Annotated in this window: 27 protein-coding genes; 13 read left to right on the forward strand and 14 right to left on the reverse strand. The window is 62.8% G+C overall.

Features of this window, described 5'->3' with window-relative positions; genetic code table 11:
- Nucleotides 1–95: 95 nt before the first annotated feature.
- From ABIB36_RS08250 to ABIB36_RS08270, 5 genes are read right to left on the reverse strand one after another with little or no spacing between them, the layout of a single operon-like run.
- Entirely contained in the window at nucleotides 96–1,175 is a 1,080-nt protein-coding gene (locus ABIB36_RS08250) for an acyl-CoA dehydrogenase family protein (RefSeq protein ID WP_354559811.1), read from the reverse strand.
- On the reverse strand, nucleotides 1,172–2,146 hold the full coding sequence (locus ABIB36_RS08255) for an acyl-CoA dehydrogenase family protein (protein WP_084345464.1): 975 nt from the start codon (nucleotides 2,144–2,146) through the stop codon (nucleotides 1,172–1,174). Before ABIB36_RS08255 ends, ABIB36_RS08250 begins: the two co-directional genes overlap by 4 nt.
- Nucleotides 2,143–3,285, reverse strand: a complete 1,143-nt coding sequence (locus ABIB36_RS08260; protein ID WP_084345463.1) for an acyl-CoA dehydrogenase family protein — start codon at nucleotides 3,283–3,285, stop codon at nucleotides 2,143–2,145. The genes ABIB36_RS08255 and ABIB36_RS08260 overlap by 4 nt, the downstream gene beginning before the upstream one ends.
- A complete protein-coding gene (locus ABIB36_RS08265; protein WP_084345462.1) occupies nucleotides 3,286–4,122 on the reverse strand; it encodes an enoyl-CoA hydratase in 837 nt (278 codons plus the stop codon).
- Nucleotides 4,119–4,253 (reverse strand): hypothetical protein, encoded by a 135-nt coding sequence (locus tag ABIB36_RS08270; protein ID WP_256895475.1) that lies wholly within the window; start codon nucleotides 4,251–4,253, stop codon nucleotides 4,119–4,121. The genes ABIB36_RS08265 and ABIB36_RS08270 overlap by 4 nt, the downstream gene beginning before the upstream one ends.
- Nucleotides 4,254–4,308: 55 nt before the next feature.
- Here ABIB36_RS08270 and ABIB36_RS08275 point away from each other — a divergent pair, with 55 nt between their 5' ends.
- From ABIB36_RS08275 to ABIB36_RS08285, 3 genes are read left to right on the forward strand one after another with little or no spacing between them, the layout of a single operon-like run.
- On the forward strand, nucleotides 4,309–5,505 hold the full coding sequence (locus ABIB36_RS08275; RefSeq protein WP_256895474.1) for an acyl-CoA dehydrogenase family protein: 1,197 nt from the start codon (nucleotides 4,309–4,311) through the stop codon (nucleotides 5,503–5,505).
- Nucleotides 5,502–6,299 (forward strand): SDR family oxidoreductase, encoded by a 798-nt coding sequence (locus ABIB36_RS08280; protein ID WP_084345461.1) that lies wholly within the window; start codon nucleotides 5,502–5,504, stop codon nucleotides 6,297–6,299. The genes ABIB36_RS08275 and ABIB36_RS08280 overlap by 4 nt, the downstream gene beginning before the upstream one ends.
- A 52-nt stretch (nucleotides 6,300–6,351) precedes the next feature.
- Nucleotides 6,352–8,217, forward strand: coding sequence for a Na+/H+ antiporter (locus ABIB36_RS08285; protein WP_354559809.1), 1,866 nt, complete (start codon nucleotides 6,352–6,354; stop codon nucleotides 8,215–8,217).
- Nucleotides 8,218–8,228: 11 nt separating this feature from the next.
- On the opposite strand, the gene ABIB36_RS08290 is transcribed toward ABIB36_RS08285, so the two are convergent.
- Entirely contained in the window at nucleotides 8,229–9,110 is an 882-nt protein-coding gene (locus tag ABIB36_RS08290; RefSeq protein WP_354559807.1) for an alpha/beta fold hydrolase, read from the reverse strand.
- Between the two features lie 228 nt (nucleotides 9,111–9,338).
- On the opposite strand from ABIB36_RS08290, the gene ABIB36_RS08295 reads away from it, so the two are divergent.
- The 4 genes from ABIB36_RS08295 to dinB all read left to right on the forward strand — a co-directional run bounded on the left by ABIB36_RS08295 (nucleotide 9,339) and on the right by dinB (nucleotide 12,987).
- Nucleotides 9,339–9,794 (forward strand): MarR family winged helix-turn-helix transcriptional regulator, encoded by a 456-nt coding sequence (locus tag ABIB36_RS08295; RefSeq protein ID WP_354559805.1) that lies wholly within the window; start codon nucleotides 9,339–9,341, stop codon nucleotides 9,792–9,794.
- A 110-nt stretch (nucleotides 9,795–9,904) separates the two neighbouring features.
- Entirely contained in the window at nucleotides 9,905–10,534 is a 630-nt protein-coding gene (locus tag ABIB36_RS08300; RefSeq protein ID WP_256895473.1) for a TetR/AcrR family transcriptional regulator, read from the forward strand.
- A 12-nt stretch (nucleotides 10,535–10,546) separates the two neighbouring features.
- Complete coding sequence (locus ABIB36_RS08305; RefSeq protein ID WP_084345457.1) at nucleotides 10,547–11,695, forward strand: acetyl-CoA C-acetyltransferase; 1,149 nt, start codon at nucleotides 10,547–10,549, stop codon at nucleotides 11,693–11,695.
- Between the two features lie 110 nt (nucleotides 11,696–11,805).
- Nucleotides 11,806–12,987 (forward strand): DNA polymerase IV, encoded by a 1,182-nt coding sequence (gene dinB, locus ABIB36_RS08310; protein ID WP_354560207.1) that lies wholly within the window; start codon nucleotides 11,806–11,808, stop codon nucleotides 12,985–12,987.
- On the opposite strand, the gene ABIB36_RS08315 is transcribed toward dinB, so the two are convergent.
- Genes ABIB36_RS08315 through ABIB36_RS08325 form a run of 3 tightly spaced genes read right to left on the reverse strand, consistent with a single transcriptional unit; the run spans nucleotide 12,973 to nucleotide 15,689 of the window.
- Entirely contained in the window at nucleotides 12,973–14,361 is a 1,389-nt protein-coding gene (locus ABIB36_RS08315; protein WP_354559803.1) for a cytochrome P450, read from the reverse strand. The two genes, dinB and ABIB36_RS08315, sit on opposite strands and share 15 nt — an antisense overlap.
- A 52-nt stretch (nucleotides 14,362–14,413) precedes the next feature.
- Complete coding sequence (locus ABIB36_RS08320; protein WP_084345873.1) at nucleotides 14,414–15,067, reverse strand: GyrI-like domain-containing protein; 654 nt, start codon at nucleotides 15,065–15,067, stop codon at nucleotides 14,414–14,416.
- A 19-nt stretch (nucleotides 15,068–15,086) separates the two neighbouring features.
- A complete protein-coding gene (locus ABIB36_RS08325) occupies nucleotides 15,087–15,689 on the reverse strand; it encodes a TetR/AcrR family transcriptional regulator (RefSeq protein ID WP_084345872.1) in 603 nt (200 codons plus the stop codon).
- Nucleotides 15,690–15,824: 135 nt separating this feature from the next.
- Here ABIB36_RS08325 and ABIB36_RS08330 point away from each other — a divergent pair, with 135 nt between their 5' ends.
- The 3 genes from ABIB36_RS08330 to ABIB36_RS08340 all read left to right on the forward strand — a co-directional run bounded on the left by ABIB36_RS08330 (nucleotide 15,825) and on the right by ABIB36_RS08340 (nucleotide 17,911).
- Nucleotides 15,825–16,934 (forward strand): hypothetical protein, encoded by a 1,110-nt coding sequence (locus tag ABIB36_RS08330; RefSeq protein ID WP_354559800.1) that lies wholly within the window; start codon nucleotides 15,825–15,827, stop codon nucleotides 16,932–16,934.
- An 89-nt stretch (nucleotides 16,935–17,023) separates the two neighbouring features.
- Entirely contained in the window at nucleotides 17,024–17,599 is a 576-nt protein-coding gene (locus tag ABIB36_RS08335) for a TetR/AcrR family transcriptional regulator (RefSeq protein ID WP_084345870.1), read from the forward strand.
- A gap of 33 nt (nucleotides 17,600–17,632) precedes the next feature.
- Nucleotides 17,633–17,911, forward strand: coding sequence for a DUF2277 domain-containing protein (locus ABIB36_RS08340; RefSeq protein WP_084345454.1), 279 nt, complete (start codon nucleotides 17,633–17,635; stop codon nucleotides 17,909–17,911).
- Between the two features lie 56 nt (nucleotides 17,912–17,967).
- Here ABIB36_RS08340 and ABIB36_RS08345 read toward each other — a convergent pair whose 3' ends face one another.
- Genes ABIB36_RS08345 through ABIB36_RS08360 form a run of 4 tightly spaced genes read right to left on the reverse strand, consistent with a single transcriptional unit; the run spans nucleotide 17,968 to nucleotide 21,372 of the window.
- Nucleotides 17,968–19,035 (reverse strand): NAD(P)H-dependent flavin oxidoreductase, encoded by a 1,068-nt coding sequence (locus tag ABIB36_RS08345; RefSeq protein WP_084345453.1) that lies wholly within the window; start codon nucleotides 19,033–19,035, stop codon nucleotides 17,968–17,970.
- Nucleotides 19,032–19,778 (reverse strand): CoA-transferase subunit beta, encoded by a 747-nt coding sequence (locus ABIB36_RS08350; protein WP_084345452.1) that lies wholly within the window; start codon nucleotides 19,776–19,778, stop codon nucleotides 19,032–19,034. Before ABIB36_RS08350 ends, ABIB36_RS08345 begins: the two co-directional genes overlap by 4 nt.
- Nucleotides 19,775–20,599 (reverse strand): CoA transferase subunit A, encoded by an 825-nt coding sequence (locus ABIB36_RS08355; protein WP_084345869.1) that lies wholly within the window; start codon nucleotides 20,597–20,599, stop codon nucleotides 19,775–19,777. The genes ABIB36_RS08350 and ABIB36_RS08355 overlap by 4 nt, the downstream gene beginning before the upstream one ends.
- Nucleotides 20,600–20,604: 5 nt before the next feature.
- Nucleotides 20,605–21,372 carry an enoyl-CoA hydratase family protein gene (locus ABIB36_RS08360; protein WP_084345451.1) on the reverse strand — a complete coding sequence of 256 codons (768 nt, stop codon included), beginning with the start codon at nucleotides 21,370–21,372 and terminating at the stop codon, nucleotides 20,605–20,607.
- Nucleotides 21,373–21,632: 260 nt separating this feature from the next.
- Here ABIB36_RS08360 and ABIB36_RS08365 point away from each other — a divergent pair, with 260 nt between their 5' ends.
- Nucleotides 21,633–22,052: a helix-turn-helix domain-containing protein gene (locus ABIB36_RS08365; protein WP_084345450.1), complete on the forward strand. Its 420-nt coding sequence runs from the start codon at nucleotides 21,633–21,635 to the stop codon at nucleotides 22,050–22,052.
- Between the two features lie 178 nt (nucleotides 22,053–22,230).
- Nucleotides 22,231–22,908 (forward strand): hypothetical protein, encoded by a 678-nt coding sequence (locus ABIB36_RS08370; protein ID WP_354559796.1) that lies wholly within the window; start codon nucleotides 22,231–22,233, stop codon nucleotides 22,906–22,908.
- 16 nt (nucleotides 22,909–22,924) lie between these two features.
- Here ABIB36_RS08370 and ABIB36_RS08375 read toward each other — a convergent pair whose 3' ends face one another.
- Nucleotides 22,925–24,055, reverse strand: a complete 1,131-nt coding sequence (locus ABIB36_RS08375; RefSeq protein ID WP_084345448.1) for a steroid 3-ketoacyl-CoA thiolase — start codon at nucleotides 24,053–24,055, stop codon at nucleotides 22,925–22,927.
- Nucleotides 24,056–24,285: 230 nt separating this feature from the next.
- On the opposite strand from ABIB36_RS08375, the gene ABIB36_RS08380 reads away from it, so the two are divergent.
- Nucleotides 24,286–25,554, forward strand: a complete 1,269-nt coding sequence (locus ABIB36_RS08380; protein ID WP_084345447.1) for a cytochrome P450 — start codon at nucleotides 24,286–24,288, stop codon at nucleotides 25,552–25,554.
- The last annotated feature ends 23 nt before the right edge of the window (nucleotides 25,555–25,577 follow it).

The raw sequence follows: 25,577 nt of genomic DNA on the forward strand, positions 1-25,577 counted from the left end.
GAGCCACGACGAAAATCGCCCCGGGTGTACCCGGGGCGATTTTCGTCCGCTGAGTCTCCTCGCCGTGCCGGCTCGGTCCGCCGGCGACGGTCCGACTACACCGCGGCGGGAGCGTAGCGGCTCACGTACTCGCTCGGTCGCCCGAACAGCTGTGAAGAGCCGTGCGCCCGTTTGAAGTACAGGTGTGCGTCGTGCTCCCAGGTGATCGCGATGCCACCGTGAATCTGTATCGAATCTGCGGCGATGTGCGAGAGGGCTTCGGAGCAGTGCACTTTCGCCACACCCGCATCGTCGTGGGCCGACGGAAGCTGCTCGGCGAGTGACCGCGCGGCTGCGTACGACACCGAACGTGCGCTCTCGAGCAGTACGTACATATCCGCCATGCGGTGTTTGAGCGCCTGGAAACTTCCGATCGGGCGACCGAACTGTACCCGGGTGCGACTGTATTCCACGGTCATGTCCAGGCTTGCCGCAGCAGCACCGATTTGATCGGCAGACAGTGCAGTACAAGCGATATCGCGAACCTGTGCGAGCGTGCCGGGCGCGGTGTCGATCTTGCGCCCGGTGACGCCGGCGAACTCGACGGTGCTCAGTCGACGCGTGGGGTCCATCGTCGGAGTGTTGCGACGGGTGACGCCTGCGGCGGACGGGTCCACCTCGTACAGCGATACCGTGCCGTCGTCCGAAGCAGCGACGACGAGAACATCGGCATACAGACCGTCGAGGACGTACTCCGCCACACCGGTGAGAGTTCCGTCGGTGACGGTCACCGGGACGTCGTCGTCACTCCACACCGAACCGGCCCAGCACAGCGCCGCAATGGAACTGCCCTCGGCGATGCCGGGGAGCAAACGCTCACAGGCCTCGCGGTCGCCGGACACGAGCAGTGCCTGGCCTGCGAGTACGACCGAACCGAGCATCGGCGACGGTGTCAGGGATCTACCCAGTTCCTCGAGCACCACGTGCGATTCGAGGGCCCCGAATCCGGCTCCGCCGAACTCTTCCGGAATTGCCAGTGACGAAATGCCGACCTCACACAATTGCTGCCACAGCGACTCTTGGTAGCCGCGGTCGGTGTCGATCGCGGCGCGCATGTCCGAGCGCTTGTCGAGCAGTGATCTGACCATGACCCGCAGATCGTTCTGCTCTTCGGTGAACACTCCTACCCCGTTCATACGGCGGCCAGAGCGTGCGCGATACGTGCGCGGTGAGCAGCGACGGTTCCCCATGCGGTGTACAGGGCCCGTACCTTCGTCAGCCACAGCGACAGGTCGTACTCGGCGGTGTAGCCGATCGCGCCGTGTACCTGGAGTGCGACGCGGGAAGCGCGGTAGGCAGCCTCGGAACTGGCGACCTTCGCGGCCGACACGTCACGGGATGCGTCTTCGCTGCCGTCGGAAATGGAGATAGCAGCGCCGTAGATGAGCGGCATTGCCATTTCCAGACCGATGAGTGCGTCGGCCAACTGGTGCTTGATCGCCTGGAAGGAGCCGATGGGCTTGCCGAACTGCACACGGCCCTTGGCGTACTCGGTGGTCGTATCCACGAGATGGCGACCGAGTCCGAGAAGCTGCGCCGAACAGGCCAACGCTGCCAAATCGAACGCGCGATCCCAGGCCTGTGCGACGGCGGGGTCCTCGACCAACGTCGAGCCGTCGGTAACCTCGAACAGCCTGCGGGCAGTGTCGACGGAATTGCGACGAGTCCCTGTCTGTACCTGCTCGAGCCGTGATCCGCTCACGCGCAGCACGAGGTCGCAGACGTCTGCGTCCAGTGCGCGAGGACTTGCCACGGATGCCAGTGCAGATCCGTCGGCAATCCCGGGAAGCCATTTCTCGGCGAGGTCGCCGAACGGCGCGAGCAGTGTCGGGGCCACCGCGACGGATTCGATCAGTGGGCCGGGCGCTGCTGCGCGTCCGATCTCGATGAATCCGACGACGAGGTCGACCGGATGTGCGCCGAGACCGCCGTGGTTCTCCTCGATGGTCAACCCGGTGACGCCGGTGTCGGCGAGTCCGCGCAGAAGCTTGCGGCCCGGCTCGAGTTCGTCGCGGCTCCAGGCTCGAACTGCCCCGGCCGAACCGGTGAGCTGTTCACGCAGACTGGATGCGAAGTCTTGTTGTTCAGTGGACAGTGCGAATCTCATCGGTCCGCCTTAGGAAGGCCGAGCAGACGCTCGGCAACGATGTTGCGTTGAATCTCGTTGGTACCCGCGTAGATCGGGCCGGAGAGGGAGAAGAGGTAGCCGTCCTGCCAGGAGCCGTCGAGCTCGCCGTCGTCGCCGAGCAGGTCGAGTGCGGTCTCGTGCAGTGCTACGTCGAGTTCGGACCAGAAGATCTTGTTGACCGAGGACTCGGCACCGAGTGCTCCGCCTTCCTGCAGGCGTGTCACCGTGCCGAAGGTGTGCAGGCGGTACGCACGCGCCCCGATCCATGCGTCGACGACGCGATCGGTGGTGTTCGAATTCGCCACGGCATCGGAATTCTGCTTCCAATGCTCGATCAAGCGATCCGCTGCGGCAGTGAACCTTCCGGGGCTGCGCAGGGAGAGTCCGCGTTCGTTGCTCGAGGTGCTCATGGCAACGCGCCATCCGTCGTTCGGCTGCCCGATGACGTCGGCGTCCGGAACGAAGACATCTTCGAAGAAGATCTCGGCGAAACCGGCCTCACCGTCGAGCTGCGGGATCGGACGCACCGTGACGCCCTCGGCGGTCAGCGGGAACATCACGTACGTCAGGCCGCGGTGGCGCTGCGCTTCGGGATCGCTACGGAAGAGACCGAAGCCCCAGTCGGCGAAGCTTGCGCGTGAACTCCAGGTCTTCTGACCGTTGAGGACCCAGCCGCCCTCGACCTGCTTGGCGCTCGAGCGGATACCCGCAAGGTCGCTGCCGGCCTCGGGCTCGGACCAAGCCTGTGCCCAAATGTCGTCGCCGCGTCCCATACGCGGAAGGAAACGCTCGCGCTGTTCCTCGGTTCCGTACTCGAACAGCGTCGGAGCGAGCAGGAAGATGCCGTTCTGTGCGACGCGTCCCGGTGCGGCGGCGGCGTAGTACTCCTCTTCGAAAATTACCCATTCCAGCAACGAAGCGTCACGGCCACCGAGTGCGCTCGGCCATGAGACGACGGAGAGGCGGGCGTCGGCGAGGGTGTTCTCCCACTGCCGGTGCTGCTCGAAGCCCTCGGCCGTGTCCATCGAGGCGAGCGGCTCCGAGGGGATGTTTTCGGCGAGGAACTCGCGCACGCTGTCGCGGAACGCAATTGTGGAGTCATCGAGATCGAGATCCATTTACTTGCCCTTCTCCTTCATCGTCTTGGCGTTCATGCCGCCGAGGGAGTCGGTGTCGACCTCGGCATTGTGTGCATGCGCAAAGTGGTGGAGACCGAATACCGAGTCCATGCCTGCGCGCATTCCCATCTGGTCCTCGCACTGGTTGACGGCCTTCTTGGTCAACGCAAGTCCGAACTGCGGCATCGCCGAGATGCGTCCGGCGAGAGCGCGGGTCTCCGACTCCAGATCATCTCGCGGTACGACGCGCGAAACCATGCCCCACTCGTAGGCGCGCTGTGCCGAGAAGCGGTCGCCGGTGTAGAGGATTTCCTTGGCGGCACGGGTGCCGAGTACCCACGGATGCGCGAAGTACTCCACTCCCGGGATGCCCATGCGCACAACGGGGTCGGAGAAGAATGCATCGTCGGAGGCCACGATCAGATCGCACACCCACGCGAGCATCAGTCCGCCGGCGATGCAGGCGCCCTGCACCGAAGCGATGATCGGCTTCGGGATTTCGCGCCAACGGCGGCACATCCCGAGGTAGACCTCCATCTCGCGAGCGAAACGCTGGTCGCCACCGACTCGATCGATGTGGTCCCACCACATGACGGCCTTGTTCTCGAAGTGAACGTCCACGTCGCGTTCGGGGGTACCGATGTCGTGTCCGGCGCTGAAGTGTTTGCCGTTGCCCGCCAGAATGATCACCGCTACATCGGGGTCCTCGGTCGCGCGGGTGAATGCGGCGTCGAGTGCGTAGGTCATTGCCGAGTTCTGCGCATTGCGGTACTCGGGCCTGTTCAACGTCACCGTCGCGATCTTGTCGACAACTTCGTATGTCACAGGTTCGCTCATCGGATTTCCTTACCTAGTTCGATCCGGGAGGCCCTGCCGGGGGCCTCGTAATACTTGTAACGAGTGTTGATCGGGGTCGGCCCTGCCGCACGTCGGAGTGGGTCCGGGCCGATGCTCGGTTCCGTAGTCATGATCTCCTCGGGCGGTTCGTTAACAAGCAAGTGCTTGGTAGGTTATCCTACTGAAGTGGATGGAAGCCAGGGGCAGGTTCGGCAAGGTATCTCGGGTGCGTCCGATGTGGAGTTCGCCGCCGAGGTTCGACAATGGTTGGCAGAGAATCTGAACGGGGAGTACGCAGCCTTACGTGGGCTGGGTGGACCCGGGCGGGAGCATGAGGCCTTCGAAGAGCGGCTCGCGTGGGATCGCCATCTCGCCGCCTCCGGATGGACGTGCCTCGGCTGGCCGGAGGAATACGGCGGACGGGCGGCGACGCTCGATCAGCAGTTGATCTTCCACGAGGAGTACGCCAAGGCCGATGCGCCCGCGCGCGTAAGCCACGTCGGGGAGGAACTGCTGGGCCCGACGCTCATCGCGTTCGGCACCGAGGAGCAGAAGAAGCGCTTTCTTCCCGGCATCAATACGGTCTCCGAACTTTGGTGCCAGGGCTACTCGGAGCCCGGTGCAGGCTCGGATCTCGCGAACGTCTCCACGACGGCGCGCCTCGATGATCAAGGCTGGGTAATCAACGGCCAGAAGATCTGGACTTCGCTGGCGCACGTCGCCGACTGGTGCTTCGTCCTCACTCGGACCGAGCCAGGATCCAAGCGGCACGCCGGACTGTCGTATCTCCTCGTGCCGATGGACCAACCCGGTGTGACCGTTCGACCCATCAACCAGTTGACCGGAACGTCCGAGTTCAACGAAGTGTTCTTCGAGGATGCTCGAACCGAAGCGGAACTCGTAGTCGGCGAACCCGGAGACGGGTGGCGAATCGCCATGGGAACGCTGACCTTCGAGCGCGGGGTATCCACCCTCGGGCAGCAGGTCGGCTTCGCTCGCGAACTCGACGGTATCGAGGCAATTGCCCAGCGCAACGGTTCGGCCGCGGACCCGATTCTGAGCGACCGGCTGGCACGGGCGAGGATCGGACTGTCGGTGATGCGAGCGCACGCGTTGCGCACCTTGGCAACCGTCGACGCCGGCACGAGCGGCGGCGAGGCATCGGTCTCGAAGCTCCTGTGGGCCAACTGGCATCGAGGACTCGGTGAGCTCGCGATGGACGTGCTCGGTGCGAATTCACTGACCTACGAAGAAGAACTGACCAACCTGCAACGGCTGTACCTCTTCACTCGCGCCGACACCATCTACGGCGGATCGAACGAAGTGCAGCGCAACATCATCTCCGAGCGAGTGCTCGGCCTACCCCGAGAGGCGCGTCCATGACCGGACTACTGTCCACCCCACCGGCCGAGATATCCGGCCACGGACTACTCGTCGGCCGGGTCGCCGTCGTGACCGCTGCAGCCGGAACCGGCATCGGCTCGGCAACCGCACGTCGGATACTCGCCGAAGGTGGGGACGTCCTCGTTTCCGACTGGCACGAGCGCAGGCTCGACGCCACCCGTGAAAGCTTGGCAGAGCAGTTCCCCGATGCCCGAGTCGAGTCAGCGGTGTGCGACGTATCGAGCACCGAGCAGGTACGCAACCTCATCGACACGGCCGCCGAGCGGATGGGCCGCATCGACATCCTCGTCAACAACGCAGGTCTCGGTGGCGAAGTCCCCGTCGTGGACATGACCGACGAGCAGTGGGATCGGGTCCTCGACATCACGCTGAACGGCACATTCCGCTGCACCCGAGAGGCATTGCGGTACTTCCGTACTGCCGGTCACGGTGGCGTCATCGTCAACAATGCAAGCGTTCTCGGCTGGCGCGCGCAGAAGGGACAGGCGCACTACGCCGCTGCGAAGGCCGGCGTCATGGCGCTGACCCGCTGCTCCGCCGTCGAAGCAGCCGAATTCGGAGTGCGGATCAATGCCGTCGCACCGAGCATCGCCAAGCACGCGTTCCTCGCCAAGGTGACCTCCGAGGATCTTCTCGACCAACTGTCTGCGGACGAGGCCTTCGGCCGCGCTGCGGAACCGTGGGAAATCGCAGCAACCATCGCGATGCTGGCCAGCGACTACTCGAGCTACCTGACCGGTGAGGTGGTGTCCGTCTCCAGCCAGCGGGCCTGAGACGGGTCCCTCACTTCGCCGTCCGGCGAGGATGCGGGGACAATGACTCGCTATGGAGATCGCTGTCTTTCTCGTGGCCCTCGCGGTCGGTGTACTCACCGTCGCGGGCCTGGCCGAGCGACTGGGCGTTCCGCCGCCCCTACTGCTGATCGTGGTAGGGGTCGCGGCGTCCTACGCGCCGGGAATGCCGGAGATCCACCTCGAACCCGAGGTGGTGTTGCTCGGACTGCTTCCGCCCCTGCTCTATGCGACGGCGATCCAGTCCTCGCTGGTCGATATCAATGCCAACCGCCGATCGATTCTTCTACTGTCGGTGGTACTGGTTGCCGTCACGGCAATCGGCGTCGGCGCAATCGTGCACACCATCCTGCCGAATATCTCCTGGCCTGCAGCGCTCGCGATCGGTGCAGTCGTCGCACCACCGGATGCGGTCGCTGCCTCTGCGATCGGACGCAGAATCGGCTTGCCGCGTCAGATAGTGACGATCCTCGAAGGTGAGTCGCTACTCAACGACGCCACCGCCCTCGTCGCGCTGAGCACGGCAATCTATGCGCTGAGCAATTCGGTGAATGCCGGCCGGATCGGCCTCGACTTCGCCATCGCGGCAGGCGGCGGAGTTGCAGTCGGCCTGGTGACGTTCTATGTCGTCGCCAAGGTTCGGCGCAGACTGACCAATCCGGTGCTGGACACCGCAATTTCGTTCGTCGTCCCGTTCGCGGCGTATCTCTTGGCCGAGGAGATCCACGCCTCCGGCGTCCTGGCCGTTGTCGTCGCAGGGCTGTTGCTCGGGCACGAAGCCCCGATCCTGCAGTCGGCGCAATCCCGGATCGCGGAGCGCATAAACTGGCGAACCATTGCGTTCATTCTCGAGAATGCAGTCTTCCTGCTGATCGGCCTACAGGCGTCGTGGATCGTCCGCGACGTCGCCAAGAGTTCGCTTTCGCCCCTGACCATCGTCTCGGTGTGCGTGGCCACGCTCGCAGGCGTCATCGTGATTCGAATCTTCTGGGTATTCGTCTCCCGTTATGCCCTGGTACGCCCGGGCGCCGATCTGGCGACCGGGACTGTCCCGTCGTGGCGCTACACGCTGCTCATCGGCTGGGCCGGGATGCGCGGGGTCGTCACGCTCGCCGCTGCCTTCATCATTCCGTTGGGAACCCAGGATCGAGAAGTGCTGCTTCTCATTGCGTTCACGGTCGTGGCCGGAACGCTGTTCCTGCAAGGACTGTCGCTTCCGCTGCTCGCCCGGCGTCTGAAGGTCCCATCACCGGATCCGATGGGCGACGCGTTGGCACGCGCCACCCTGCTGCAGCAGGCGTCGAAAGCGGGGTACGCCGCGCTCGACAAGCTCGAATACGAGGACCCTCACGACATCGACACGCTCGTTCGCCAGCGCGTGGAGCAGCGCAACTCCGCGGCATGGGAACGACTCGGCACCACCGCCGATCAGGAGACGCCCAGCGAGCTGTACGCCCGCGTCCGGCTGACAATGATCAAGGCGGAACGCGAGCGAATTCTCGAGATCCGCAGCTCGGGAACCGTGCCTTCCGAGGTCGTCGGCGAAGTGCTGGGGATGCTCGACGTCGAGGAATCGATGATCGACGCGGCGAGCGATTCGCGTCGAGACATTCGAGCGTCGAACGAACTGCGTGGCCATCCCGGAGTCGCATGCGAGGACCTCGACCGATACCCGGAAGCGCAAACGCACACCGACGGCACGTGTCACGAGTGCGTCCGCGACGGGACGGAATGGGTTGCGCTGCGTGCCTGCCTGGATTGTGGACACATCGGGTGTTGCGACTCCTCGGCTCGTCAGCACGCCACCGCGCACTTCCACGAGACAGGCCACCCCGTCATGGAATCTGCCGAGCCGGGGGAGAACTGGCGGTGGTGCTTCGTGCATCACCTGACTGCCTGACCCTCGACTGATCAGCGAAGAAGGAACTCGATTGTGACGCGCTCGAATGCCTCCTTGGCTTCGATCATCACCCAGTGTCCGCAGTTGGGGAAGATGTGCAACTCGGCATCAGGAATGCATCTCATCGGGATCATTGCCATATCGGGTGGGCACTGGCGGTCGTCTCTGCCCCATGTAAGCAGCGTCGGGCATTGCACTTTGTGGAGCATCGACCAGTACGGTGGCGCTTCCGAATTTCTCATCGCGTATTGCCGCTCGGCGAAGGCCTTGGAGCCGTACATCGCGGACAACGAGTCCTGCGAAGCAGGATCGCTCGAGGCGTCCCATCGCTCTTCTATTCGCTCTTCGGTGATTACCGCTGGGTCGTAGACCATGCAGTCGAGCCAGCGAACCAACTTCTCACGGCTGGGACCGTCCGCGAATTCTTGCAGCAGTCGAGTGCCCTCGCTTGGGTTCTGGCTGAAGATGTTCGGCCCTATCCCGCCAATGGTCACGAGCTTGGTTACACGTTGCGGATACCTGATGGCCACCTGCGCGCCGACGACACCGCCCATCGAATTTCCTACTACCGCGGCAGATTCGATGCGCAGGGCCTCCATGAGAAGGACTACCGATTTGGCTGCCGTCACCATGGGCGGTCCGTCGAAGGTGTCGCTGATGCCGAAGCCTGGGAATTCGAGAATGTAGCAACGGAAGTGTGTTGCGAAGACTTCGAGATTGTGTCGGTAATTACGCCACCCACTGACGCCGATGCCGGAGCCGTGCAAGAGGAGAAGGGGCGGACCTTCGCCTGCCTCGTGATATCGCAACACCCCCTGGTCGGTTGCTACTTCGCGCTTGGTGCTCTCGTACCAGTCGTTCGCCCGGAGGTCGTCGAAATTGGATGCACTCATATCGAAACTCCTGTCCCACAACAGAGTCGGATCATCGGGTGTCACCCGCACTCGGGATTGTTCGCGTGCTGACTCAGCGGCACCCGTTTGCGAAGGTAGCAGCATTCTGTCATGTAGTCGATAGCAGTCATATCGCAGCGTTCGGCTAAGGTGGGTGCTTCCTGAAGTGGAGGAGATCTCGAGAACGTAGGCTGCGACACCTACGAACCCTGACAAGAAGGAGGGGCGATGGTGGAAAGCGACGGCGTTGGGCAATTGTCCGAGGTCCTCGATGACCGGATCGGCACACATTTGAGGCGGATAACGCGACTGCTCATCGACGCCAAGGCTGCCGCACTCGAACCGCTCGGAATCACCGTGCCGCAGTACTCCGCGCTCCTGTCGGTCAAGCACCTCGAGCCAAGTTCGGCGGCGCAGCTTTCGCGAGCCGGCTTGGGAACACCGCAGTCGATCGCGACCATGCTGTCGACACTCGAAGGGAAAGGGTTCATCAATCGCCAGGCCTCTCCCATTCATCGAAAGCTTGTCGAAGTTCGACTCACTCGTCTCGGACTGAAGACGGTCGACGAGGCGGACCATCTGGCGGCAAGCATCGAGAACGATCTGCGACGAGCTCTCGGTGAGGAGCTTTTCAGCAGTATCCTGGAGGTCGAGCGGGTTGCCGCGGCGCTCTTTCTGAAGTAGTGGGAATGCGGCTTGCCTCGAGGTGTTGGCAATCGACCTCGAGGTTGCGGACCTGACTGCCTGACCCACGCACGTATGCAAAGCAAGTGCTTGGTTGGTATGATGTGCTCGTGCCCCGAACCCCCAAAGCCGTAGGACGACGCGATGAGCTGCTCGAGCTCGCCGCGACGCTCTTTGCCGAACGTGGCATGCGTGCAACGACGGTCCGTGACATTGCCGACGCAGCTGGGATCCTCTCCGGGAGTCTCTATCACCACTTCGACTCCAAGGAGTCGATGGTCGACGAGATTCTGCGGGGGTTCCTCGACGAACTCTTCGACAGCTACCACAAGATCGTGGCAGAGGGATTGGGTCCGCGGGAAACCCTGGAAGGTCTCGTAGTGGCGTCGTTCGACGCGATCGACCGCTCGCACTCGGCCGTCGCGATCTATCAGGACGAGGCCAAGCACCTCGTCGGCACCGAACGCTTCGAGTACATCACCGAGCGCAATAGTGAGTTTCGTGAACTCTGGAACGGTGTGGTCGAGCGCGGTATCGCAGACGGCAGTTTCCGGCCGGATGTCGACGTCGAACTCGTCTACCGATTCATGCGCGACACAGTGTGGGTGGCCGTCCGGTGGTATCGCCCGGGCGGCAAGCTCACCGCAGAAGCCGTCGCGCAGCAGTATCTCGCCATCGTGCTCGACGGATTGTCGAGCACTCCCAAGTCCGTCACACGATCCCGCACGGCGTCAACCTAGGAGAGTCTTCCCATGCCCGAGGCCTACATAATCGACGCTGTTCGAACTCCGGTCGGTAAGCGCGGCGGTTCCCTCGCCGAGACGCACCCCGCCGATCTCGGTGCGAGCGTCCTGCGTTCCCTGATGGATCGGTCCTCGATCGATCCGCCCCAGATCGACGACGTCATTTTCGGTTGTGTCGACGCCATCGGTGGGCAAGCTGGAAACATTGCGCGCACAGCCTGGTTGGCGGCTGGATTCCCGGAGGAAGTACCTGGGGTCACTGTCGATCGTCAGTGCGGTTCGAGCCAGCAGGCGATTCACTTCGCCGCCCAGGCCGTCATGAGCGGAACGTCGGATCTGATCGTCGCCGGTGGCGTACAGAACATGACGCAGATCCCGATCGCGGCAGCGATGGTCGTGGGACAGCAGTACGGCTTCGAGACCCCGTTCAGTGGGTCGAAGGGGTGGGAGCATCGCTACGGCAAGCAGGAAGTCTCACAGTTCCGCGGCGCCGAGCTCATCGCCGAGAAGTGGGACGTCACGCGTGAAGACATGGAGCAGTTCGCTCTGGCCAGCCATCAGCGCGCTCGACACGCCATAGCCGAAGGGCGATTCGATCGCGAGATCGTCGGCGTCGGCGACTTCATGGTCGACGAGTGCCCGCGTGAGACGACTCTCGAGAAGATGGCTTCGCTCAAGACCCTCATCGAGGGTGGACGGCTCACCGCAGCCCTCGCCAGCCAGATCTGCGACGGAGCGAGTGCGACTCTCGTGGCTTCCGCAGCAGCAGTCGAGGCACACGGACTCACCCCGCGCGCCCGGATTCATCACCTCAGTGCCCGCGGTGCCGACCCGATCTTCATGCTGAGTGCGCCGATCACGGCCACCAAGCACGCACTCGAGAAGGCCGGCCTGTCGATCGACGACATCGACGTCGTGGAAATCAACGAGGCGTTCGCTCCCGTCGTCCTGGCGTGGCTGAAGGAGACCGGCGCTGATCCTGCCCGGGTCAACATCAACGGTGGTGCGATCGCTCTCGGGCACCCACTCGGCGCGACGGGGGCAAAGCTGTTCGCCACCATGCTGTGTGAACTCGAACGTACCGGTGGCCGCTACGGCCTGCAGACCGTATGTGAAGGCGGCGGTACCGCCAACGTCACGATCATCGAACGGCTCTGATTCTCCCGTAACGCGCCGGCGTCGGGGCGAATGTCGGACCTGCGTGCGACCCTGTGGTCGTGACCGAGTTCGCCCCCGACGCCCCGGCGAGCAGTGCTGAAGCCAGCATCATGCACGCCGATCTGGACTCGTTCTACGCGTCGGTGGAGCAGCGAGACGACCCACGCCTTCGAGGAAAACCGGTGCTGGTCGGTGGTGGGGTCGTGCTCGCCGCCAGCTACGAGGCCAAGGCATTCGGGGTCCGAACCCCCATGAGTGGCGCCCGCGCCCGCGCCCTGTGTCCGCACGCAATTTTCGTTGCCCCTCGTATGGAGGCGTACACCGAGGCGAGCCGGGCCGTATTCGAGATCTTTCGTAACACCACTCCGCTCGTGGAGGGCATTTCCGTCGACGAGGCGTTCCTCGAAGTCGGTGGGTTGGGCAAGATCAGAGGCACCCCGGTCCAGATCGCCGAAAAGCTGCGGCGAGAGGTCAAGGAGCAGGTCGGCCTGCCCATCACTGTCGGCATCGCCTGCGCCAAGTTTCTGGCGAAAGTGGCCAGCGCGGTCGGAAAGCCCGACGGGTTGCTGTTGGTTTCGCCCGGCCGTGAGCTCGAGTTCCTTCATCCGCTGAAGATCGAGCGGCTATGGGGCATCGGGAAAGTCACCGCCGAGAAGCTCCATGCGTTCGACATCGTGACTATCGGTGACATCGCCGCCCACAGCGAAGCGTCCATCGTGTCGATTCTCGGTAAAGGCGCCGGGCATCATCTGTATTCGCTCGCCAACAATCGTGATCCCCGACAGGTTCAGACGTATCGGGGACGCAGTTCCATCGGTGCGCAGCACGCACTCGGGAGCGGCCCGACGTCGTCGGCGGAGGTGAAGGTCTCCCTCATCGCCCTGGTGGATCGAGTGACGCAGCGGATGCGTGCCGCTGAACGCACCGGTCGTACAGTGGTTTTGAGCATACGGTTCGGTGACTTCACCCGGATCACACGTTCCCACACGCTCGGCCGTGCGACGGCCGACACCCAGGCCATTCTCGACGCGTCCCTGACGCTTCTGCAGGAAGCTGCGTCTCTGATCGCCGAGCGTGGGATCACGCTGGTGGGCATCACTGTCTCGAATATCGAACGCACGGGCACCGAGCAACTCGAGCTGCAGTTCGATCGACCCGAGAATGCGCCGAGTGCTTCTGCGCTCGATGTGGCGCTCGACGGCGTCCATACCAAATTCGGCAAGGGCGCTCTGACCAGGGGAGTGTTGTTGGGCCGCAACTCCGGTTCTTCGGTTCCGCTACTTCCGGACTGACACCGTCAGCTCGAAGTTCTTCGGCATCAACGTCAGCCGTTCCTCGATCTTCAGCCGGTAGTCGGGGTCGGCCCGAATGTCGAACTGCTGCAGTATGGTTCCGAGAACGAGCACTGCTTCATGAATGGCGAACTGCCGACCGATGCAGGCACGTTCACCCGTACCCCAGGGCTTGTAGACGTGCCCCGGCCGGGACCGAACATTGGCGGAAAGAAACCGATCGGGACTGAAGGCGTCAGGGTTCTCGCCCCAGACCGGGTCTCGGTGCAGACCCGGAATGAGAACGAACGCCCAATCGCCCTTCTTCATCGAATGGATGCCGCCGATCGAGGTGTCTTCGCGTGCCTCGCGGGCGAATGCAGGCGCCGTCGGCCACAGCCTCAAACTCTCGTCGAGGATGCGTCGAACCAGGCGGAGCTTGGGGACCTGCTCGAACTCCGGGGTCTGCGAACCCCATACCTCGTCGACTTCGGCACGCGCGGCCTCGAGAATGTCGGGGTGCTGCGAGAGGTAGTACAGAGCGAAAGACAGCGCGCCCGAAGTGGTTTCGTGGCCGGCGATCAGGAACGTCACGATCTGCTGACGAATGTTGATCTCGCTCAGGGCATTGGGATTGTCGGCGTCACGTGCCGCATCGAGCATGATGTCGAGTAGATCGCCTCGACCGGAGGTGCCGGCGTCGCGGCGAGTACGCACGATGTCGTCGAGAAGGGTTGCGATGTAGTGCTTGTCGCGATCGTTCCTACGCTCGGCTTTGCGAAAAACGATGTCGGCCAGCCATGGGATCGGCACGATTTCGCGTCGTTGATTGTGTGAGAGTACCCCGACCATCGCGTCGACGAACGGGTGCGGCTTGTCGCGGTCGAACGAGTCGAACCCGTAGCTGAATCCGGTTCTGCCGATGGTGTCGAGGGTCAGCTTGGTCATGTCGGCGGACACGTCGACCTTGGTGTGCGCGCGCCAGTGCGCCGTGAGGTCGGCCGCGACGTCGACCATGATGTGGTGGTAGCTGCGCATTGCGGGCTGAGTGAAGGCCGGGCGAAGCAGGTCGTGTGCTTTCTGCCAGTTCGGTTCGTCCGAATACGCAGTGAACAGGCCGTCGCCTCCGATCGAGCGCAAGCCCACGATAGCGGGGGATACGTGTTTGACGAACCGATGTTCGTCGCACAGCTCTCCAGCCAGGTCGGCGCCCGAGACCATCACGTACTGGCGACCTAGTATTACGCGTTCGAAGATCGGGCCCAATTTCTTCGACAGTGCTATCGAATCCTGTACGGGTGTGGACGCGTGGACGCCGACGACGTCGCCGAGGAGCGGCAGGCGCCTCCTCGGGTGCGGAAGTGCGTGCGTCGCCACGTCGACGTCGGTGACCATGCTGACCCTCTCGATTCACTACTGAACTCGAATACAACAGTGAACCTACTCGCTACTGAATCAGTGTCAACTTCTCACTCGGCGATGCAATGTCGGCCTGGGTGACGGGTTGGCGCAGGATCGTCTTCAGCTTGTCCGGGGCGGTGCGGCGTACGTCGCTGAGGTAGACCTCGTGGTGCTTGCCTGTCATCCGTAGCGACTGCGACGGGATGAATTCGTAATGCATCCGGTCGAGCACGGGCCCCTCGTCGTCGTAGGGGCCGATGTGGAGGGTCTGGACAGCGAGGCCTTCGCTCGAGGTCTCGCGCCGAAGCGCGGGGAGGGCAGGCGCGCCACCTTTTCGTTCGACGGTACGCAGCGCTGCGTCGAAGTGATCATCGTTGATCCAGTCGGGAGTCATGATCATCACCGTCCAGTCCCATTGGGACTTGTCCCGAGCCGAAGTGAACGAATCCATATCGCTGGACCACCAGAGCGCTTCGAGTGGCATCACGGTGTAGTCGCGGTCGAGTTCGTTCTTGCTGAGGAACTTCAACGTGTATGCAACGGGATAGATCGTCGCAAGAGCATCCCGGTAGGCGGTGGAGGTGTTGGGATCCCCGTGGCCGTCGATCATCAAGAACGTCATGTCCGGTACGGTGACGACCTCGAATCTGCCCCGAGGTGCGGTGTACGTCTGGATCTGCTTCTTGAAGTCGATCTTCACGATCGGTTCCCCCGTGTGTCTACCCTCGGTGGCGCGGCTCGCCATCGATGACGGTTTGTAGTGCGTCGCCGTAGCTTTCGACGATGGTATCGGTAGATGCGGCGAGCAGCCACGGGCTTTCGACGACGTAGAGAGCGTTCATCAGTCCGGATAGCTGAGCTGCGAGCAGATGGGCGCGCAATTCGGCGTCGCCCCCGGAAAGCCGCGGCGCAAGTGGCGCGATGATCATCTGCTCGATCGCCTCCTGCAGGTGTTCGCGGACCACTGGGCGGTCCGATGCGCGAACGAGTGCTGCGTAGACGGCAGCCGAAGTGCCCACCTGTCGCTGACGTGTTCTCCGGACCACGAAATCGACCAAGGCCCTGCCCAATTCGTCGAGTGGACCTTGCATGACCTCTACGAACGCGTCGGACATCGTCATCGTGCGAATGAATAGCTTTTCCTTGGAGCCGAAGTATCGAATGACCAGAGCTGGATCCACGCCGGCGTGTCTGGCGATGTCACGGACCCCGGTGGCGGCAAAGCCTTGTTCGGCGAACAGTTGCGCCGCGGCGGCCTGTACGGCTTGGCGGTTGTGGGCGGTACCCGACCGGGCGCCGTCGTCTGAGATCTCGACCAGCATGCTTCGCATCCTTCGTTCGGTTCGATCGACCACTTGCCACCAATCATAGTCAACAGTGTTGACAAATCCACTGTCAACACTGTTGACTGTCGTTTGTCATCATCGTTGACATTTGAACTGAAAGGTTTGTTGCGCATGCCACACTCCAGCGACCACCGGCACCCCGACTGGGATCAGGCCTTCGGGGCCGACACCGAAGCCATCGCACCCGCTCATATCTTGGAGCACTCCCAAGCATCGGTGCCCGCCGCCGGGGAAAGTCGGACCGCGTGGCGCTCCGTCGTCGAAGCGATGGTGTTTCCGATCTTCTTCGCCGTGATGTTCGCGCTCTGCTATGTGAGCGCCTTTCACAATCCGACACCCCGGAATGTGGAAATCGTGGTCACTGGACCCGAGTCCTCCACCTCGATACTCGTCGATCAACTCGCGAGCAAAGTCGAGGGCAAATTCGACCTCCAGACATCGACAGACACCGCTGCAGCGATCGAACGCCTGCAAGGCCGCGAGATTGCCGGCGTCATCGAACTGGGTTCACCCATGACCGTGCACGTCGCGTCCGCCGAGGGTCCGGTGCTCGTGCAAGCAGTCGAGGGGTTGACCCAACCACTTGCCGCCGCCCAGGGACAGCCGGCGAACATCGTCGATCACGCGCCGCTCGCACCCGATGACCCCACCGGCCAAGCGTTGTTCTACCTGCTCGTGGTGTCCACGATCATCGGCTATCTGACGATCACCGTCCTCGCACAGGTTGCCCCGGCCATGAAGATGCGACCCAAGCTTGGAATTCTCGCCGGGATGTCCTTCATCGGTATCGCGTTGTCGTACCTCGTGTCGTCGATATTCGTGGGGTTCTACGCAGCTTCGTTCGTGGAGAACCTGGCGATGCTCGCGGTGATCTTCACCTATACCTTCACCGTCGGACTGGTCAGTATTCTGGCCAACAAGGTATTCGGCCATGCCGCGATCATGGTGGTGATGCTCCTCATGATCTTCCTGAACTTCCCCAGCGCAGGTGCGGCCATCCCGGTCGACTTCCTCCCCGGATTCTGGTCGGGTGTCAGTAACTTCTGGATCGGCTCAGGGGCGATGGATGCGGCCCGTTCCATCGTTTACTTCGGTAGTACTGGCGTCGACAAGGGACTGTTCATCCTGGGCGGATGGCTCGTCCTCACCGTGGCACTGCTGGTCTTCACCCACCGGCCCAAGAAGACGTCGAAGGATGTTGCGGCGCACGCCGCACACTGACCCGACAATGGACGTGGACTCCTCGAGCATTTGGCGGAGTCCACGTCCATCTTCGTCTCGAAGTGCTGCCGAGTAACATCGCCAACACGATGTCCAGCCCACGTAAACGCCTGTCACCTGATCTGCGACGCGCACAATTGCTCGACATCGGGTCCCGCCTGTTTGCCGAGCGACCGTACGAAGATGTGTGGATCGAGGAGGTCGCCGACCTCGCAGGCGTCTCACGCGGATTGATGTATCACTACTTTTCCTCGAAGCGTGACTTCTTCGCCGAGATCATTCGCGTCGAGTCGGCACGGATTCTCGAGATGACAGCCCCCGATACCTCGCTCCCGATCACCGAGCAGGTCGCAGCGGGGCTCGATGCATATATCGGTTACGTGCTCGCCCACGAACACGGAATCCGTGCGGTCAACCGAGGCGCGATGTCCGGAGACACCGAGATTCAGGCGATGGTGACGGCCGAACTCGGGGTGCAGCAGGATCGAATCCTTGCAGCCCTTCCCCCAGCGGTCCGAGAGGACGAGGTGCTCAGAACGGCGCTACGGGGATGGGTGTCGTTCGTACGGGCTGTATGCCTCGACTGGATGGACCGCCGGACCATCTCCAAAGAAGATGTGCGCGCGTTGTGCCTACGGGCGCTCGAGGGACTTCTCAGGCTCTAGAAGGAGCGCACTACCAGGACTATCGTGGCGGCTATGTGCCGAAACATCACGACCCTGCGCGGGCTCGAACCGCACGCCACGGACGATGAGATCGAGGCCGCGGCAAGACAATATGTTCGCAAGATCAGTGGCGTCCAGAAGACGTCCGACGCCACCAGGGAGGCGTTCGAGCAGGCCGTCGCGGAGGTGACCGCCACGACGCACCGACTGCTCGATGCGCTGCCCGAGCGACGTCAACCGCCCCCCACCGTCCCGCCCCTGCGCAGGCCCGAGGTCCAGGCGCGGATTGCCGCAAAGGCTTCCGCTTCCTAGCTCTCGGCTGGTCTGGCAGGGGACGATATCGGTGGAGGGCGGTGACAGAAGGTCGATCAGCTAACGGTCGTGAACTTCTGGATGTCCTCGATCCGACGCACTGCGTCTTCGACGATCGAGGAGATCAGCTCGGCACAGGTCGGCAGGTCTTCGATCATTCCGACAACCTGACCCGACGCCAACACACCAGCGTGCGTATCGCCGTCGACCAAGCCTGCTTTGAGCAGCATCGGGGTGTTCGCAGCCATGATGATCTGCTGCCACGTGCGATCGCTGCTGCGGCGCATGGCAATTCCGTCGCGGGCGAGATTCGACCACGTCATACCGGTCATCGACTTGAACTTGCGAGCATTGCCGACAGCGGCGAACAGGCCACGAGCGGGGTTCGACTGCTCGAGGCTCGTCACCAGTTCGGTGTTGAGCACCCGGTGGGGCATGCCGTCGACGCGTCGCGAGACCGTCGTGTCCTGCAGACCCCGTTTGAGGTATTCCTGCTTGACCGAATCGGGAACCGTGCTCTCCTGCGTCAACAGGAATCGGGTACCCATCGCAACGCCCGCCGCGCCGTAGGCCAGTGCGGCAGCGAGGCCGCGGCCGTCGTAGAAGCCGCCTGCCGCCACTACGGGGATGTCGACGGCGTCCAGCACGGACGGGAGCAGAAGCGTCGTGGCGACAGGTCCGGTGTGACCGCCGCCCTCGCCGCCCTGGACGATGACTGCGTCGGCGCCCCAGGCGGCAACCTTCTTGGCGTGCTTGGCTGCACCGATCGATGGAATTACTACTACGCCTGCCTTCTTGAGCAGCGCGATGAGTTCTTCCTTGGGTGCCAGCGCGAAGGATGCGACACGCACGTTCTCCCGAATCAGGAGATCGATGCGTTGACGAGCGTCGGTGGCATCTGCACGGATGTTGACGCCGAAGGGCTTGTCGGTCAACGTCTTCGTCTTCGCCACTGCCGCTTCGAGCTCGGCGTAGGTCATCGTCGCCGACGCCAGGATGCCGAGGCCGCCTGCGTTGGCGGTGGCCGCGACCAGGCGCGGCCCGGCAACCCAGCCCATGCCGGTCTGAACGACGGGATGTTCGATGCCGACCAGCTCGGTCAACGGCGTGCGAAGGCCGGTCATCCCTTGACCTCGCGGCTACGAGACCCCTTGGGGTCGATGACGCCGAGCAGGGTCATCTCCTCGTCGGTGGGGAGCCTGGAATCGGTGACATCGTTGGTGTCGAGTTCGAATCCGGTGTTCTCGAGCACCTCGTCGACGGTGACTCCGGGATGCACCGAGAGCAGGCGCATCGCGTGGTTCTCGCCGGAGAAATCGAATACACCCAGATTGGTGACGACCCGGTGCAGATCGTGGTGGGCGAACCCTGCGTTGTCGGTGACGCGGTCGTAACCGACACCGGACACCAGATCGACGGTCTCGGTGAAGACGCGTGCCGAGTGCCGCGCAATCCAGTAACTGGTGCGGTGATTGATCGTGTTGCCGGGGGCGCCGCGGGAGCCGAACATCTGTCGGGTCGGCTTGTCGTGCGGTCCGAAGTGCGAAATGTTCTGGTTGCCGAACCGGTCGATCTGGTTGGCGCCCATCACGACATGACGTCGACCGCTGGCGACGACGTCGAATACCTTCCGGTACGGGATCCATCCCTCGATCGCACCGGTGGCACCGAGTGCCGGTGTGTCGGCCATGAGGTACGCCTCTCCGTCGGAGAGGAGTAGATCGGGCTCGGTGGTGAGTTTGGCCAGGCGGGCGCCGATGCTGGGCATGAGGCCCATCGGGCTTGCCATGATCTCGCCTGCGCCTGCGAACATATCCGCGCATGCAACTGCGCAGATGTCCGCCCGGGTGATGTCGATGCCGCTCATGCGGACGCCCCTTCCTGATTTGTCAGCTGAGCGAAGCGCTTCCACCCGTCGGGTTCGGACGCTGCCTCCGCATACTGTTTCTGGAGTTCTTCGTCGCGACCGTAATCAGGTACGCACGAGGTGAATCCGGCACCGCCCGGTGCCTCCACCACACCGTCGACCATCATTCGGTTCAGCAGGAGAGCCTGTGGGGGAGCGCTTGCAACGAGCTCTGCGGTATCGACGATGCGTTCGACGGAGACGAAACGCTGTTCGGCAGCAAGGCAGAACAGGTCGTCGAAGTACGGGTCCGGGCCGAGGTATGCGGCGTTGCCGTGGGCGTCGGCGAGGTTCAGGTGAACCAGCGCGGCATCGAGTTCGAGAGCAGGCATCGCGATGAGTTCGCTGGCATCGTCGTACGGCGAGACAACGGTCTTCAACTCGGGGAAGTACTTCGGCACATCGGAACCGAGACCGGCACGCATCGGCAGGAACGGCAGTCGCTGTGCGGCAGCCTGGAGGCCGGTGTTGACCATGCCCTCGTCGAGCTCGCGGATCTCGATCGCTCCGGCCGTGCGGGCTGCGGAGAAGTACGGGTCGTACGGAATCGAGTCGAGGGAGACGAAGCCGAAGTAGAGCTTCTTCAATTTCCCTGCGGCACAGAGCAAGCCGACGTCCGGTCCGCCGAAGCTGACGACAGTCAGATCGGTCACGTCCGAGCGAAGGATCGCCTGGATCAGAGCCATCGGCTTACGACGTGATCCCCAGCCCCCGATGCCGATCGTCATGCCGCTCTTCAGCCGGCCCGCGACGTCGTCGGCGGTAAGTACTTTGTTGCGCATTGCTGTCATTTTGCTGCTGCTCCTTTGGCACGTGCGAGATCGTCCTCGAACGATGCGCGGATCTCGTCGGCGGCTCCCGACAGGTTCAGTTCGAAGGTGAAGCCTTGCTCGTAGCGGTAGCTTCTGTGTACCGGCTGCAGATCGATACCGTTGAGTGCTTCCTTCGCGGCTCGGATCACCCGCGGGTCCTTGGCCGCGATATCGCGTGCGATTTCCAAGGCCGTATCGTCCAGTTCCGCTCGCGGAACCACTCGGTAGACCGAGCCGTGGTGCTCCAACTGCTGCGCGGTGATGGTGGACGCGGTGAAGAACAGCGCGCGCATGAGGTGCTGTGGGACGAGTCGGGACAGATGCGTCGCCGCGCCCAGGGCGCCGCGGTCGACCTCGGGGAGTCCGAAGGTTGCGTCGTCGGAAGCCACGATGATGTCGGAGTTACCGACGATCCCGATGCCCCCGCCGAGGCAGAATCCCTGCACGGCGCTGATGACCGGGACCGCGCAGTCGTAGACCGCTGCGAACGCGGCGGCGCATCCCCGGTTGGCGTCGATGAGGCGTCCGTGCCCGGAGTCGCGCGCGAACTCCTTGATATCGACGCCCGCGCAGAACCCGCGGTTCTCCGCTCGCACGACCACGACGCGTGTGTTCTCGTCGCGGCTAGCTGCGGTGACTATGTCAGCGAAGTCGAACCATCCTTGCGTCGGATACGCATTGACGGGTGGGTAGTCGACCGTGACGACGGTGATTCCGTCGGTGGTGCTCGAAGTGATTGCCATTGATCAAGGATCCTCACGTAAGCTGAAAAACAAGCAAGTGCTTGGTAGGTTAACACGAAGACAGCGATATCGGTCTTCTCGATGGTTCGGGGTTCTGCTCGAAAGGGTCGTTTCCGCGGTTTTCATCGAATTACAAGATCAACATGTCTGTTGATCAGCGGAAAACAGTCGACTACCGGGTATAGAGTTACCTTTTCGTTATCGTTACGGCGCCTCATGCGGGCGGTGCCTCTCCGTTCCGGAAGGATGAAATGTCCCCGATGTCGATCGACTTCGCGGCACGTCTGAACAAGCTCTTCAGCATCGTGCATCCCCCTGGCCGCAGGCCTCACACCAATGCCGAAGTTGCCGATGCGCTCGCCGGCAGCGGACATCAAATTTCCAAGCCGTACATTTCGCAGCTGCGGTCCGGTCAGCGCAACAACCCGTCGGACGAAACGGTTGCCGCACTGGCTCGCTTCTTCAAGGTCGAACCGGACTACTTCTTCAACGACATCTACGCCGCCAAAGTCGATCACGATCTCGAGCTTCTCGCGCAGCTGAAGGGCTACGGCCTACGGCGGCTGGCGACCAGGGCTTTCGACCTGTCCGCGGAGTCGCAGAATCTCCTGAGTTCGATGGCGGAGAAGTTGCGAGCCAGTGAAGGTCTTCCGGAGGTTCCGCCGGACAGCACCGGATAGGGCGCGTCCTGCACACAATCGGACGGCGATTTGTCGATAGACATGGCCGCGAGCAGCTATTCTGAAAACCTGGGGGTTGCTGAAAAGTAGCTGATGCGCTTGAATCCTCAACAAGGGATGGTTCAGTCGCCGGTTCGCCGTCGATAGTGCTGGCGAGGCGTTGAAGGGCAGTAGTACATTGACTGACGATCGGAGTGAATCGTTCGATGCGCTCGACGGTGGCCTCGCCATCGAGCAGCCCCTCCTCCGCGCAGTGTTGTCCTACACCCCGGACGGCCGCCCTGCTCCGCATCCGTCCGAGTGGGTAACCTTGCACTCCGAAGACGGTGCTGCAGCAGTCCGTCTGAGGATGGTGTGCGCAACCGGAATCGACAACGCCGTCAGAGGACCGTTCGATTCCGTGTTCTACCCGTTCGGCTCCTTCGACATCATCGTCCCGTCACGAAAACCGGGTCAGGGCGCGTTGCTGATGATCCAGTTGACCGGACCGGATGCGCCCACCCGATTCGAATTCGACGTCGAGCTCCCCGCCGACTGGGCGCTGCGGGTGGAAGTCGACGGATCGGTGACGGCACTCGACGAGATGGGCAGAGGCAGGATCTACGTCGGAGCGCCGTGGGCGTTCGATGCCGAGTCCTGCCGAGTGCCGATCCGTTACACGCTCGAGAGCGGCAAGCTCGTAAAGAACATCGAACTCGGCGCAACCACTGCATATCCGGTACTCGTAGATCCCGACCCCGACGCAATTCTCACCGGAGACGGGCGCTTGGTCACCGAAACGTGGATTCCGTGGCTCGCGCCGAGCAGCGACGATGTGGCGCTGCTCGACACGAAAAAGCCGCCGAACCAACTGTGACCTCCAGCTGAGAGGCTCAGATCCGTTCGATGATGGTGCCGGTGGACAATGCCCCACCTGCGCACATGGTGATCAATGCTGTCGAACCGTTGCGACGCTCGAGCTCGTGCAGCGCCGTGGTGATGAGTCGAGAACCGGTGCTGCCGACCGGGTGGCCGATTGCCAAGGCTCCGCCGTTGACATTGACCTTGTCCATATCGGGCTTGTGTACCGAGGCCCAGGACAGCAGAACCGAAGCGAACGCCTCGTTGACCTCGAACAGGTCCAAGTCGCCGATCTTCATCCCGCTCTGCTCGAGCACCCGCGTGGTGGCCTGCACCGGGCCGTCGAGGTGGAACTCGGGCTCCGCTCCGACCAGGCACTGCGAGACGATGCGCGCACGAGGGGTGAACCCGAGCTCTCTGGCGCGGTCCTCATCCATCAGGATGACGGCTGCGGCGCCGTCGGAAATCTGTGAAGAGGTACCTGCCGTGTGCATTCCGCCGTCCATCACGGGCTTCAGCTTCGCCAGCGACTCGGCCGTCGTGTCACGCAAGCCCTGATCCCGGCTCACGGTCTCGTCTCCGACCTGCACCGGCATGACTTCACGGTCGAAGCGCCCCTCCTCCCATGCCGCTTTCGCGAGGGCCTGCGACCGAACGCCGAGGGCTTCGAGGTCAGCTCGGGTGATGCCGCGGCGTCGTGCAATCCGCTCCGCCGCTTCGAACTGATTCGGCAGGTCGATGCTCCACGACTCGGGCCGTCTCGGTCCGGCGTTCTCGCCGACATTGGCGCCCAGGGGAACGCGGCTCATGGCTTCGACGCCGCAGGCCATACCGGTGTCGATGGCTCCGATCGAAATCAAACCGGCGATCAGGTGGTTGGCCTGTTGCGCCGACCCGCACTGAGCGTCGATCGTCATGGCACCTGCCTGCCACGGCAGGCCCGCGTGAAGCCAAGCAGTCCTGGTGATGTTGTTCGACTGTTCACCGGCCTGGGTGACACATCCGCCGATGACTTGCTGGACCAACTCGGGGGCGACGCCGAGCCGCTCGATTGCGCCGGTCTGGGCAAGGCCGAGCAATTCGGCAGCGTGCAGACCCGACAGCCATCCACCTCGCTTGCCGATCGGTGTACGGACGGCCTCGACGATAACGGGATTGCCCACTGCGGGCTCCTCTCTTTTCATTCGAAAGTAGAACAGGTTCCATCTTACTGTTAATGGCGGTTGACCGTATCTTCTTCCCTATCTCGACCCCTTGTGTTTGAATAAACCTAGAACGTGTTCCATAAGAGCGCGGCCGTACAAAGTGGCTCCGAGCAGGAGCGCAGCCTGCTCGGCGGCCCTGAACAGGACCGCAGCCTGTGCATCGACCCAAGAAACTGTCAGGAGAGCAAGTGACAGACCTACATCAGGACCTCATTCGTCCCGATTTGCCAGAGGGCTTCGACCCGACCGATCCCAGTATCTACGAACAGAGGATACCGGTCGAAGAGTTTGCCGAGCTTCGCAAGACAGCTCCGGTCTGGTGGTGCCCGCAGCCGCGCAACGTCGGGGGATTCGACGACGACGGATACTGGGTCGTCACCAAGCATGCCGAGATCAAAGAGATCTCCAAGCGCAGCGACGTGTTCTCGAGCTTCGAAAACACCGCGATGCCGCGATTCAACGACGACATCACGCGCGAGCAGATCGAACTGCAGCGCTTCGTGATGATCAACCAGGACGCCCCCCAGCACACCAAGACCCGCAAGATCGTCGCCAAGGGATTCACCCCCAGGGCGATCGGTGGCCTGCACGACGAGCTCGAGCGTCGTGCGCAGGAGATCGTCAAGAAGGCGGCAGAGAACCCGACCGGTGACTTCGTCACCGAAATCGCCTCGGAGCTGCCGTTGCAGGCCATTGCCGATCTGCTCGGGATCCCGCAGGAGGATCGCAAGAAGATCTTCGATTGGTCCAACGAGATGACCGCGTACGACGATCCGGAGTTCGACATCGACCCGGTCGAGGCGTCGACCCAGATTCTCGGGTACGCGTACGGCATCGCGGACGAGCGTCGAAAGTGTCCTAAAGACGACATCATCACCACCCTGATCAACGCCGACATCGACGGTGATCACCTCGCACCCGAGGAATTCGGCTTCTTCGTGATCATTCTTGCCGTCGCGGGCAACGAGACCACCCGCAATGCGCTCACACACGGGATGGGCGCGTTCATCGACAATCCTGAGCAGTGGGAGTTGTACAAGAAGGAGCGCCCGGACACCACGGCCGACGAAGTTGTTCGTTACGCCACCCCGGTCACCTCCTTCCAGCGCACCGCGAAGGAAGATTTCGACCTGAACGGCACCACGATCAAGGCCGGTGACCGAGTCGTGATGTTCTACGGCTCCGCGAACTTCGACGAAGATGTCTTCGAGGACCCGTACAAGTTCGACATCCTACGAGACCCGAATCCGCACCTCGGTTTCGGTGGCCACGGTGCCCACTACTGCATCGGGGCGAATCTCGCGCGGATGGAGATCAATTTGATGTTCAACGCGATCGCCGACCACATCCCCGATATCTCCAAGCTCGGCGATCCACGTCGACTGCGTTCGGGATGGCTCAACGGAGTCAAGGAATTCCAGGTCGACTACAAGGGCGGCTGCCCAGTCCCGCACTAGCCCGGTAGCAGACACGAGAGCGG

The organism is Rhodococcus sp. UYP9 (assembly GCF_040547235.1).
Lineage (GTDB): Bacteria > Actinomycetota > Actinomycetes > Mycobacteriales > Mycobacteriaceae > Rhodococcoides.

What these genes read in the sequence shown, in the direction of transcription:
- ABIB36_RS08250 (WP_354559811.1), bottom strand. Translation starts at nt 1,175, where the DNA reads ATGAACGGGGTAGGAGTGTTCACCGAAGAGCAGAACGATCTGCGGGTC.
- ABIB36_RS08255 (WP_084345464.1), bottom strand. Translation starts at nt 2,146, where the DNA reads ATGAGATTCGCACTGTCCACTGAACAACAAGACTTCGCATCCAGTCTG.
- ABIB36_RS08260 (WP_084345463.1), bottom strand. Translation starts at nt 3,285, where the DNA reads ATGGATCTCGATCTCGATGACTCCACAATTGCGTTCCGCGACAGCGTG.
- ABIB36_RS08265 (WP_084345462.1), bottom strand. Translation starts at nt 4,122, where the DNA reads ATGAGCGAACCTGTGACATACGAAGTTGTCGACAAGATCGCGACGGTG.
- ABIB36_RS08270 (WP_256895475.1), bottom strand. Translation starts at nt 4,253, where the DNA reads ATGACTACGGAACCGAGCATCGGCCCGGACCCACTCCGACGTGCGGCA.
- ABIB36_RS08280 (WP_084345461.1), top strand. Translation starts at nt 5,502, where the DNA reads ATGACCGGACTACTGTCCACCCCACCGGCCGAGATATCCGGCCACGGA.
- ABIB36_RS08285 (WP_354559809.1), top strand. Translation starts at nt 6,352, where the DNA reads ATGGAGATCGCTGTCTTTCTCGTGGCCCTCGCGGTCGGTGTACTCACC.
- ABIB36_RS08290 (WP_354559807.1), bottom strand. Translation starts at nt 9,110, where the DNA reads ATGAGTGCATCCAATTTCGACGACCTCCGGGCGAACGACTGGTACGAG.
- ABIB36_RS08295 (WP_354559805.1), top strand. Translation starts at nt 9,339, where the DNA reads ATGGTGGAAAGCGACGGCGTTGGGCAATTGTCCGAGGTCCTCGATGAC.
- ABIB36_RS08305 (WP_084345457.1), top strand. Translation starts at nt 10,547, where the DNA reads ATGCCCGAGGCCTACATAATCGACGCTGTTCGAACTCCGGTCGGTAAG.
- dinB (WP_354560207.1), top strand. Translation starts at nt 11,806, where the DNA reads ATGCACGCCGATCTGGACTCGTTCTACGCGTCGGTGGAGCAGCGAGAC.
- ABIB36_RS08315 (WP_354559803.1), bottom strand. Translation starts at nt 14,361, where the DNA reads ATGGTCACCGACGTCGACGTGGCGACGCACGCACTTCCGCACCCGAGG.
- ABIB36_RS08325 (WP_084345872.1), bottom strand. Translation starts at nt 15,689, where the DNA reads ATGCTGGTCGAGATCTCAGACGACGGCGCCCGGTCGGGTACCGCCCAC.
- ABIB36_RS08330 (WP_354559800.1), top strand. Translation starts at nt 15,825, where the DNA reads ATGCCACACTCCAGCGACCACCGGCACCCCGACTGGGATCAGGCCTTC.
- ABIB36_RS08335 (WP_084345870.1), top strand. Translation starts at nt 17,024, where the DNA reads ATGTCCAGCCCACGTAAACGCCTGTCACCTGATCTGCGACGCGCACAA.
- ABIB36_RS08340 (WP_084345454.1), top strand. Translation starts at nt 17,633, where the DNA reads ATGTGCCGAAACATCACGACCCTGCGCGGGCTCGAACCGCACGCCACG.
- ABIB36_RS08345 (WP_084345453.1), bottom strand. Translation starts at nt 19,035, where the DNA reads ATGACCGGCCTTCGCACGCCGTTGACCGAGCTGGTCGGCATCGAACAT.
- ABIB36_RS08350 (WP_084345452.1), bottom strand. Translation starts at nt 19,778, where the DNA reads ATGAGCGGCATCGACATCACCCGGGCGGACATCTGCGCAGTTGCATGC.
- ABIB36_RS08355 (WP_084345869.1), bottom strand. Translation starts at nt 20,599, where the DNA reads ATGCGCAACAAAGTACTTACCGCCGACGACGTCGCGGGCCGGCTGAAG.
- ABIB36_RS08360 (WP_084345451.1), bottom strand. Translation starts at nt 21,372, where the DNA reads ATGGCAATCACTTCGAGCACCACCGACGGAATCACCGTCGTCACGGTC.
- ABIB36_RS08365 (WP_084345450.1), top strand. Translation starts at nt 21,633, where the DNA reads ATGTCGATCGACTTCGCGGCACGTCTGAACAAGCTCTTCAGCATCGTG.